The 10353-nt window shown below is 71.1% G+C and carries 9 protein-coding genes; 2 read left to right on the forward strand and 7 right to left on the reverse strand.

The genetic code is table 11. The features are described from left to right. Positions 1–3: 3 nt before the first annotated feature. Complete coding sequence (locus ABZ340_RS22060) at positions 4–1257, reverse strand: MFS transporter (RefSeq protein ID WP_358783497.1); 1254 nt, start codon at positions 1255–1257, stop codon at positions 4–6. A gap of 67 nt (positions 1258–1324) precedes the next feature. Here ABZ340_RS22060 and ABZ340_RS22065 point away from each other — a divergent pair, with 67 nt between their 5' ends. Continuing rightward, the gene (locus ABZ340_RS22065) at positions 1325–2386 is read left to right on the forward strand and encodes a LacI family DNA-binding transcriptional regulator (protein WP_358783498.1); all 1062 of its coding nucleotides are present in this window, start codon (positions 1325–1327) and stop codon (positions 2384–2386) included. A gap of 679 nt (positions 2387–3065) precedes the next feature. Here the strand turns inward: ABZ340_RS22065 and prcA are convergent. From prcA to arc, 5 genes are all read right to left on the reverse strand, one after another. After that, positions 3066–3818, reverse strand: coding sequence for a proteasome subunit alpha (gene prcA / locus ABZ340_RS22070; protein WP_358783499.1), 753 nt, complete (start codon positions 3816–3818; stop codon positions 3066–3068). A 70-nt stretch (positions 3819–3888) separates the two neighbouring features. After that, positions 3889–4734 (reverse strand): proteasome subunit beta, encoded by an 846-nt coding sequence (gene prcB / locus ABZ340_RS22075; RefSeq protein WP_358783500.1) that lies wholly within the window; start codon positions 4732–4734, stop codon positions 3889–3891. 280 nt (positions 4735–5014) lie between these two features. Further along, on the reverse strand, positions 5015–5233 hold the full coding sequence (locus tag ABZ340_RS22080; RefSeq protein WP_030608326.1) for a ubiquitin-like protein Pup: 219 nt from the start codon (positions 5231–5233) through the stop codon (positions 5015–5017). A 199-nt stretch (positions 5234–5432) separates the two neighbouring features. Continuing rightward, a complete protein-coding gene (gene dop / locus ABZ340_RS22085) occupies positions 5433–6944 on the reverse strand; it encodes a depupylase/deamidase Dop (RefSeq protein ID WP_358783501.1) in 1512 nt (503 codons plus the stop codon). A gap of 236 nt (positions 6945–7180) precedes the next feature. Further along, positions 7181–8947, reverse strand: a complete 1767-nt coding sequence (gene arc / locus ABZ340_RS22090) for a proteasome ATPase (RefSeq protein ID WP_358783502.1) — start codon at positions 8945–8947, stop codon at positions 7181–7183. Positions 8948–9190: 243 nt separating this feature from the next. On the opposite strand from arc, the gene ABZ340_RS22095 reads away from it, so the two are divergent. Next, positions 9191–9496 (forward strand): ferredoxin, encoded by a 306-nt coding sequence (locus tag ABZ340_RS22095; RefSeq protein ID WP_358783503.1) that lies wholly within the window; start codon positions 9191–9193, stop codon positions 9494–9496. A 36-nt stretch (positions 9497–9532) separates the two neighbouring features. Here ABZ340_RS22095 and ABZ340_RS22100 read toward each other — a convergent pair whose 3' ends face one another. Next, complete coding sequence (locus tag ABZ340_RS22100; protein ID WP_358783504.1) at positions 9533–10114, reverse strand: hypothetical protein; 582 nt, start codon at positions 10112–10114, stop codon at positions 9533–9535. Positions 10115–10353 lie beyond the last annotated feature (239 nt).

Genomic DNA, 10353 nt, shown 5'->3' on the forward strand with positions numbered 1-10353 from the left:
ACATTACGCCCGATCCCCGGAACTGAAACGGGGTTCGACAGCACGGTTCGGATCATTTTCCGAACCGGACGCAATCACCGCGGTCGCTGCGGGAGCTGCCAGTACCCGCCCGGTGACGATCAAAACCAGCAGGGAGGCGGCCCCCGCCAGGCCCGGTACGGCGAATCCCCACCCCGTGCCGCCCGCCTCGACGACCGGCCCCGCCAGCCCCGTGCCCACCGAGGCACCCACGGTGAACGTCGTCACCAGCCAGGAGAACGCCTCCGTGACCGTGCCCCGCGGCGCGTGCCGGTCGACCAGGACGAACGCGCAGGCGATGGCCGGCGCGAGGAAGACGCCCGCGACCACGGTGAGCAGCACCATGCCGACCGGGCCCGGCATCAGCAGCAGCGGCAGGTAACACACCGCCAGAAGCGCCACCAGCGCCGTCAGTCGCCGGGCGGGCTCCCCGGCCCACTGCCGGGCCCCGTAGACGGCGCCGCCGGCCAGCGCCCCGAGCCCCAGGGCGGCCATCAGCCAGCCGTACACGGCGTCACCGCCGTGCTCGTCCGCGTACGACACGGCGGCCACCGTGATGGACCCCAGGGCGCCGCCCACGAACAGGAACGCGGCCAGCAGCGCCAGCAGCCCCGGCGAGCGCAGCGCGCCCAGCCAGTGCGCCTCGCGCGGCGCCGACCGCCACGCGCGCGAAGGCGGCGACACCACCACGGACAGGGCGCCCAGGATGCCCACCGCGTTCAGCACCAGCAGCGCCACCTGCGCCGACCACAGCGACACGCACAGCGTCACGAGCAGCGGCCCGACGGTGAACATCACCTCCTGCGCCACGGCGTCCATGGCGTACGCCGTGTGCACCTGCCCCTCCTTGCGCAGCACGCTGGGCCACAGGGCCCGCAGCCCGCCCTCCAGCGGCGGCGTGAACAGCCCGGCGGCGGCCACCGCCGCGTAGGCGACCGGCAGCGCCCCGGCGCCGGTGAAGGCGAAGACGCCCATGGCCAGCCCCGACAGCACCGCGGCGGGCAGCTGGACCCGCGGCTGCCCGTACAGGTCCACCAGCCGCCCCAGCACCGGCTGCCCCACGGCGTTGGCGACGCCGTACACGGCCGCCAGCGCCCCCGCGAGGCTGTAGGTGCCGCCCTCGGCCCGCACGAACAGCACGATCGCGATGGCCGCGGTGGCGTTGGGCAGCCGCCCCACCAGCGTGCCGACGAGCAGCCGGGTGGCATGCCTCGCCCGGAGGATCTCCAGGTACCCCATGACCGGCCCTGCCTTCCCCTCGCCGACACGCGAGGTTTTACGTATAACTACCTCACTCATACGTACCATGGCCGCTGTTCACCAGTCCAGACGAGAGAGCAGGCCCACGGTGGCACGAGGCAGCACCCGCCCCACCAGCCGGGACGTCGCGCAGGCCGCCGGTGTCTCCCAGGCGGCGGTCTCCCTGGTGCTGGGGGACAAGTGGCGCGGGCGCGTGTCGGAGACCACGGCGCAGCGCGTCCGCGAGGCGGCGCACGCCCTCGGCTACCGCCCCAACCTCGCCGCGCGCAATCTGCGGCTGGGCCGCACCCGCACGGTTCTCCTGGTCGTCCCGGCCCTGACCACGGAATTCTTCGCCGGCGTGTACACGGGCGCCGCGCGCGTCGCCGCCGAGCACGGCTTCGGAGTCGTCCTCTACCCCTCCCCCGAGGGCATCGGCCCCGCCCGCGACCCCTTCGCCTCCGCGCAGGCGGCCCTGGACGGCGTCATCGCCTCCTCCATGGCCGCCGACGCCCTCACCGCCATCCGCGGCGACCAGCTGCCGCTGGTGATGCTGGACAGCGACCCCGAGGGCAGCCTGGGCGCGGCCACGGTCAACCTGGACATCGCGGACGGCATCCGGCAGGCCGCCGGCCACCTGCTCGCCCTCGGCCACCGCCGCTTCCTCCACCTCGCCGCGGACGTGGCCTCCTGGACCTTCGAGGTCCGCGCCCGGGAACTGGCGACGCGCCTGGCCGCCGCCCCGGGCACCCGGCTCGACACGGTCCGCGCCCCCATCTCCATCGAGGGCGCCCGCACCGCCGCGGAGACCGCCCTGAACCGTCCCGGTCCCCGTCCCACCGCCGTGGTCTGCGACGACGACCAGCTGGCGGCCGGCGCCTACAAGGCGATCCGCCGCCTGGGGCTGCGCGTCCCCGACGACATCTCCGTCACCGGCGTGGACGACCTGGCCCTCGCCACCGCGATCGACCCCGAGCTCACCACGGTCCGCCTGGACGCGGAACTGTTCGGGGAGCGGGGCATGCGGGCCCTCCTGTCCGTCCTGGAGGGCCGCGCCCCCGAGGCCGGCGACATCCCGGTGCGCCTGGTTCCACGGGGCTCCACGGCCCCGCCGAGGCGAGACGACTGACCCGGCGTTCCCGTGCCGCCCGGCGCCGGGGTGACCGTCGGGGCGTTGCGCAGCCCGGCGCCGGGGTGACCGCCGGGGGTGGGTCGCGCGGCCCGGCGCTATCGGGTTGCCTCCCCCCAAGCTCTTCGAGCAGGGGGTACCCCCAGCGCCCACCCGTGCCGCCCTGGGGGTACCTCCCAGCCCGTTCAGGCACTGGGGGAGGCACGACTGCCCGCGGCTGGGCGGCATCGACCGCCCGTGGCTGGGCGACACCGGCTGCCACGGCTGGGCGGCGCCGGTTGCCCACGGCCGGACGGCGGAGCTGGGCCCCGGACCCGCGTGGCACCGCGCGGCGCGGCGGGGCAGGGCTTCCCGTGGCTGGGCGACCTGCCCCACCCCCCAGCTCCCCCGTTGGACGGAGCCGCAGGCGCCCGCGGCGGGAAGGGACGTGTCGGGGGGTGTCCGCCCGCAGCGGTTGGCGCGTCAACACGGGCACCTTGGCAGAAGACCGATTCCGCGCCGTTCCGAGGACGGACACCCCCCGACGCGGCCCGACCCACCCCCACCGAGAAGGCGCTACGCGCACCCCCACCGAACCCGCACATGCGCCGCAGACACCCCGCACCTCCACCGAACCGCACAGGCCGCCGCAGGCACCCCGCCCCACCGCCGGAGGCTCAGCGCTCCACCGGAACCGCCGCTACTCCTGCTCCGGCTCCGGCTCCTCCGCCGCCGCAGACGTCTCGCCCGCGGCCCCCCGCTCCAGCAGCCGCGACAGCTGACCCCCCGTGATCCGCTTGAACTTCCGCTTCTGCGGCCGCGTCCGGTCCAGCACCGCCACCTCCAGCCGCTCGGCGGGAATCTCCCGCTGGCTGCCGTTGGTGTCCCGCGACAGCGCCTGCACGGCCAGCTGCAACGCCTCCGCCAGCGTCATCCCGTCCCGGTGCCGCTGGTCGAGGTAGCTGCTGATCTGCTCGGCGTTGCCGCCCACCGCCACCGAACCGTGCTCGTCGACGATCGAGCCGTCGTGCGGCAGCCGGTAGATCTGGTCCTGCTCCGGGGCCTCCCCCACCTCGGCGACGACCAGCTCCACCTCGTAGGGCTTCTCCCCCGCGCTGGAGAAGATCGTGCCGAGCGTCTGCGCGTAGACGTTGGCGAGCCCCCGCGCGGTCACATCGTTACGGTCGTAGGTGTAACCCCGCAGGTCGGCGTAGCGCACCCCGCCGATGCGCAGGTTCTCGTACTCGTTGTACTTGCCGGCGGCCGCGAAACCGATCCGGTCGTAGATCTCGCTGAACTTGTGCAGCGCGCGGGACGGGTTCTCCCCGACGAACACGATGCCGTCGGCGTACTGCAGCACGACCAGGCTGCGGCCACGGGCGATGCCCTTGCGGGCGTACTCCGCCCGGTCGGCCATGGCCTGCTGGGGTGAGACATAGAACGGCGTCGACACCGGTTATCCGTCCCTTTCAGTCGAAGTCACTGGATCACCTGACAACAAACAAGGCGGAACAAGGCGCTCCCTACAGCAGCGCCGCCCGCGGCCCGTCCGGCTGCTCCAGCCGCTGCTCCAGGATCGACCGGGCGATCTCGGACGCCTCGTCGTCGGTGAGCCGGCGGAAGCCGTCCTCGGTGATCACGGTGACGATCGGATAGATCCGGCGGGCGACGTCGGGACCACCGGTCGCCGAGTCGTCGTCGGCCGCGTCGTACAGGGCCTGGACCACCAGCGTCGTGGCCTCGGCCTCGCTCAGATCACTGCGGAAGAGCTTCTTCATGGCGCCGCGCGCGAAGATCGAGCCGGAGCCCGTCGCCGCGTAACCCCGCTCCTCCGACCGTCCGCCCGTCACGTCGTACGAGAAGATGCGGCCCTCGCCGCGGTCCACGTCGTACCCGGCGAACAGCGGCACCACGGCCAGCCCCTGCATGGCCATGCCGAGGTTGGAGCGGATCATGGTGGACAGCCGGTTCGCCTTGCCCTCCAGCGACAGCTGCGTGCCCTCGACCTTCTCGAAGTGCTCCAGCTCCAGCTGGAACAGCTTCACCATCTCGACGGCCAGACCCGCCGTACCGGCGATGCCCACCGCCGAGTACTCGTCGGCCGGGAAGACCTTCTCGATGTCCCGCTGCGCGATGACGTTGCCCATGGTGGCGCGCCGGTCACCGGCGAGGACCACGCCGCCGGGGAACGTCACGGCCACGATCGTCGTGCCGTGCGGCGCCTCGACGACCCCCTGCACCGGCGGCAGCTGCCGGTTGCCCGGCAGCAGCTCCGGCTGGTGCTCGGCGAGGAAGTCCATGAACGAGGAGGACCCCGGCGTCAGGAAGGCAGCCGGCAGACGCCCGGTGCTACGAGTGTTGGCTTCCACGCGATTCCTTCCACGTATGCAGCAGCCCGCCTTGTGACGTCGGGCCGATCGTTGAAAACTGCCCCAGCGCGGCGTGCGGCTGAAGCACGGTACGCCACGGACCCTACCCCCCTTGCGGCAGTGATCCACATACTCGGCGGGAACCTCGGAAGGGGCACGGCGGGCCCTTGATGCGGCGCCGCGCGCGGCACGGCCCCACCGCACCGCGCGCGACACCTCACGCACCACTCGCCCGCCACTCGCCCGCCCGGCCGACCGCCGGCCCGAAGGCCGAAGCGGCCTACTGGCCGCCCTTCTGCACGAAGGACCGGACGAAGTCCTCGGCGTTCTCCTCGAGCACGTCGTCGATCTCGTCCAGCACGGAGTCCACGTCGTCGCTGAGCTTCTCGTGGCGCTCCTTGAGGTCCTCCGACGCCTGCGCGTCCTGCGCCTGCTCCTCGACCTCCTCGGTGGACCGGGTGGCCTTCTGCTGTCCGCCGCCGGTGTCCTTGGTCGCCATAACCCTCACCCCGCTCGGTTCGCCCGACACAATTCGCTCGGTCAAGATCAGACCCTACAAGCCGGGTCTGACATCGGCCCCGCAGTTTCTCCAACGCACGGGGCCTACCTCCATGATTCCCAGCCGCCGGGTTTTCCACCCCGTCCGGCCGCCTCTCCTGGCACCCTCGTCTCTCGTACCCGCGGGTACGCGCCTTCGCTCAGCTTCCGGACAGGACCCTGACCAGGTCCTCGGCCGTGCGGCAGCGGTCCAGGAGCTCCTTGACGTGATGACGCGTCCCGCGCAGCGGCTCCAGGGTGGGCACCCGCTGGAGCGAGTCACGGCCCGGCAGATCGAAGATCACCGAGTCCCAGGAGGCCGCGGCGACGTCGTCGGCGTACTGCTCCAGGCAGCGCCCGCGGAAGTACGCGCGGGTGTCCTCCGGCGGCTTCGTACGGGCCCGCTCGACCTCCGCCTCGTCCAGCAGCCGCTTCATCCGGCCCCGGGCCACCAGACGGTTGTACAGGCCCTTCTCGGGGCGTACGTCGGCGTACTGGAGGTCGACCAGGTGCAGCCGCGCCGCGTCCCAGTCGAGGTCGTCGCGGCGCCGGTAGCCCTCCATGAGCTCCCGCTTGGCGACCCAGTCCAGCTCGCCGGCCAGGCTCATCGGGTCGTTCTCCAGACGGGTGAGGGTGTCCTCCCAGCGGCTCAGGACGTCCTTGGTCTGGTCGTCGGCGTCCGCCCCGAACCGTTCCTCCACGTACTTGCGCGCCAGCTCGTAGTACTCCATCTGGAGCTGGACCGCGGTGAGTGTGCGGCCGCTGCGGAGCGTGACCAGGCGCTTGAGCGACGGGTCGTGCGAGACCTGGTGGAGGGTGCGGACGGGCTGGTCCACGGCGAGGTCGACGGCGATGAAGCCGTCCTCGATCATCGACAGCACCAGGGAGGTCGTGCCCAGCTTCAGGTAGGTCGAGATCTCGGACAGGTTCGCGTCGCCGATGATCACATGCAGCCGCCGGTACTTCTCGGCGTCGGCGTGCGGCTCGTCGCGCGTGTTGATGATCGGGCGCTTCAGCGTCGTCTCCAGCCCGACCTCGACCTCGAAGTAGTCGGCGCGCTGGCTGAGCTGGAAGCCGTGCTCGTGCCCGTCCTGGCCGATGCCGACCCGGCCGGCGCCGGCGAAGACCTGGCGGGAGACGAAGAAGGGCGTCAGGTGGCGCACGATGTCCGAGAAGGGGGTCTCCCGCTTCATCAGATAGTTCTCGTGCGTGCCGTAGGAGGCGCCCTTGTTGTCGGTGTTGTTCTTGTAGAGGTGGATCGGCTGGGCACCGGGGAGCTGGGCGGCCCGCTCCGCGGCCTCGGCCATGATCCGCTCGCCGGCCTTGTCCCAGAGGACCGCGTCCCGGGGGTTGGTGACCTCGGGGGCGCTGTACTCGGGGTGCGCGTGGTCGACGTACAGCCGGGCACCGTTGGTGAGGATCACGTTGGCCAGGCCGATGTCCTCGTCGGTGAGCTGGCTGGAGTCGGCGGCCTCGCGGGCGAGGTCGAAGCCTCGTGCGTCCCGCAGCGGATTCTCCTCCTCGAAATCCCAGCGGGCCCGGCGGGCCCGGTGCATCGCCGCCGCGTAGGCGTTGACGATCTGGGACGAGGTGAGCATGGCATTGGCGTTGGGGTGGCCGGGGACGGAGATCCCGTACTCCGTCTCGATGCCCATTACTCGCCGTACGGTCATGCGGCCCTCCTTGCCCGGCGGCGCCCTCGGTCGTGGGCGCCGCGCAGATACCGCTGGCGCTCGGTCGTGTGTGCGGTGCCCGTCCCCGCACTGCGCGACTCGGCGGTACGGAAGAGCCTAGAACGCCTTTGCGCCGGTGGGGAGATCATTTGCGTCATTGCCTGCTCCAGCCGTGGGCCCCGAAAAAACAGTCGGCTGCGGGTACCCGGTGAGGGCACCCGCAGCCGCCCTGCGTTTTACAGGTACTGACCGGTGTTCGCCACCGTGTCGATGGAGCGTCCGGTGTCCGCGCCCTGCTTTCCGGTGACGAGGGTGCGGATGTAAACGATCCGCTCGCCCTTCTTTCCGGAGATCCGGGCCCAGTCGTCCGGGTTGGTGGTGTTGGGCAGGTCCTCGTTCTCCTTGAACTCGTCCACGCACGCCTGGAGGAGGTGGGAGACCCGGAGGCCCTTCTGGTTCTTCTCGAGGAAGTCCTTGATCGCCATTTTCTTGGCGCGGCCCACGATGTTCTCGATCATGGCGCCGGAATTGAAGTCCTTGAAGTAGAGGACTTCCTTGTCGCCGTTGGCGTAGGTGACCTCCAGGAAGCGGTTCTCCTCCGATTCGGCGTACATCTGTTCCACCGCGGTCTGGATCATGTTCTGGACCGTGGCCGCCTTGTCGCCGCCGTGCTCCTTGAGGTCCTCCTCGTGCAGCGGGAGGCGCTCGGTGAGGTACTTCCCGAAGATGTCCTTGGCCGCCTCGGCGTCCGGACGCTCGATCTTGATCTTCACGTCCAGCCGGCCGGGCCGCAGGATGGCGGGATCGATCATGTCCTCACGGTTGGAGGCGCCGATCACGACCACGTTCTGCAGGCCCTCCACGCCGTCGATCTCGGCGAGCAGCTGCGGGACGATGGTGTTCTCCACGTCCGAGCTGACGCCGGAGCCACGGGTGCGGAAGAGGGACTCCATCTCGTCGAAGAAGACGATGACGGGGGTGCCCTCGCTCGCCTTCTCCCTGGCCCGCTGGAAGACCAGGCGGATCTGCCGCTCGGTCTCGCCGACGTACTTGTTCAGCAGCTCGGGACCCTTGATGTTGAGGAAGAAGCTCTTGCCGGCCGCCTGGCCGGTGACCTCGGCGACCTTCTTGGCCAGCGAGTTCGCCACGGCCTTGGCGATGAGCGTCTTGCCGCATCCGGGGGGCCCGTAGAGCAGGACGCCCTTGGGGGGACGCAGCTCGTGCTCCTTGAACAGGTCCGGGTAGAGGTAGGGGAGCTCGACCGCGTCGCGGATCATCTCGATCTGGTTGCCGAGGCCGCCGATCTGCTCGTAGCCGATGTCGGGGACCTCTTCGAGGACGAGCTCCTCGACCTCGCTCTTGGGGACGACCTCGTAGACGTACCCGGAGCGGGGCTCCAGCAGCAGGGCGTCGCCGGGGCGGATGGTGATGTCCAGCAGCGGCTCGGCGAGCCGTACCACCCGTTCCTCGTCGGTGTGCCCCAGCACCAGGGCGCGCTCGCCGTCCTCGAGGATCTCCTTGAGGGTGACGATGTCGCCGACGCGCTCGAACTCCATGGCCTCGACCACGTTGAGCGCCTCGTTGAGCATCACTTCCTGGCCGCGCCTGAGCTCGTCGAGCTCGACGCTCGGGCTGACGTTCACCCGGAGCTTGCGGCCCCCGGTGAAGATGTCGGCGGTGCCGTCCTCGTTCGCCTGCAGGAAGACACCGAAGCCGGCCGGCGGCTGGGCGAGCCGGTCGACCTCCTCCTTGAGGGCCACGATCTGGTCGCGGGCCTCACGGAGCGTGTTGGCGAGTCGCTCGTTCTGGGCGGACACGCCGGCCAGGTTGGTCTGCAGCTCGACGATCCGCTCTTCGAGAATCCTCGTGTGTCGCGGAGAGTCGGCGAGCTTGCGTCGCAGGACGGCGATCTCCTGCTCAAGGTAGGCAATCTGCCCGGCCGGGTCGTCGGACCCGCGTCCCGAGCGGATGCCGCGGTTCATGTCGTCGTCGTGGGCTGCCACGGTCCTCACCTCCTCCAAGGGGAGCTGGACGCTTCCAGACCCTACCTGGGTGGGTGTCGATTGAAACCCCTAGATCACAAAGACGGTCGAGGTGTGTCCGATCTTCACCCTTGCGCTCTCCCTCACGCCAGGGGAATACCCACGGAACACGGTTGAAAAGCAGGCGGAGGTAGGGTCGAACCGTTCAACACCCGTCAGAGCTGGCCGGATTCCGTACGGTTCGACGCAGAAACGGCAGGAGAGATGAGCGTGCAGCAGGAGGCCGGAGTCGACGGCGAGGCCCTGGAGGTCTGGATCGACCAGGACCTGTGTACCGGCGACGGCATCTGCGCCCAGTACGCGCCCGAGGTGTTCGAGCTGGACATCGACGGTCTGGCGTACGTCAAGGGCGCGGACGAGGAGCTACTGCAGGAGAAGGGGGCGACAACGCCCGTGCCCCTGCCGCTTCTCACGGACGTGGTCGACTCCGCGAAGGAGTGCCCAGGCGAGTGCATCCACGTGCGCCGCGTTTCGGACAAGGTCGAGGTGTTCGGTCCCGACGCAGAGTGACGGGGGCCGGACGGACGGCGACCGGCGCCCGTTTCCTCACACCGTCCGGGCCTGGGACGGCGCCGAGCGGACGAACGCCCCGTCCTTCCACCGCCACTTCACGTCGTCCGTGACGTCCGGGCAGCAACTGGGCACGTCGGCCGACGAGTAGCCGAGCAGCGTGGCGAGGACGGCGCCGTCGCGCACCGCGAAGCCGGTGACCGTCCGGCGTTCCCGGGGGTCGACGAGGGTGGCCACCACGCGGGGCCCGGCGCCGTCGGCGCCGCGCGTGAGGACGTACACGCCGTCGGGCGGGGTGCCCATGGGGGCGTCGCAGTGGACCACGGCCACCGTCTCGGGCCGGCCGTCGCCGTCGAGGTCGCCGGTGGCCTTCTTCCGTACGACCGCCTCGACCGGGCCGCACTCCAGCGGGAAGGCGACGGCCGCCGGATCGGGCGGCGCGGCCTGTGCCCGGGCGGCCTTCGTCCCCGGCCCGGCGGCCGTCTGCGCCGCCGTCGCGGCGCCGGACGGCAGGAGCGAGGACAGGGCCACGACACCGGCGACGGCGGCGGCGGTGACGATCCAGTGGACGGGGCGGGCGTGCGTGTGCGCCAGGTCCGGTACGGCGGAGTGCTGCACGAGGAGTGTCTCCTGTGAGGGCTGTGCCGGTGGGGTGGCCAGCATCGTGCCACACGTCACAGTGCGGCGGGACGGCGGGGTGGGTACCCGGTCCGGTTCACCGCCCCCGTTTGCCACCGGGTCAACGCGACGACGCCGTGGCCGAGTTCCCGCATCCCTCGGGGAACTCGGCCCACGCACACCCCGGGGGGCCCCCCGCCCGGCCTAGCAGCCCGCATGCGGGCCCCCAACCCCAAAAA

It is taken from the genome of Streptomyces sp. NPDC006134, assembly GCF_040628835.1.
Classification (GTDB): domain Bacteria; phylum Actinomycetota; class Actinomycetes; order Streptomycetales; family Streptomycetaceae; genus Streptomyces.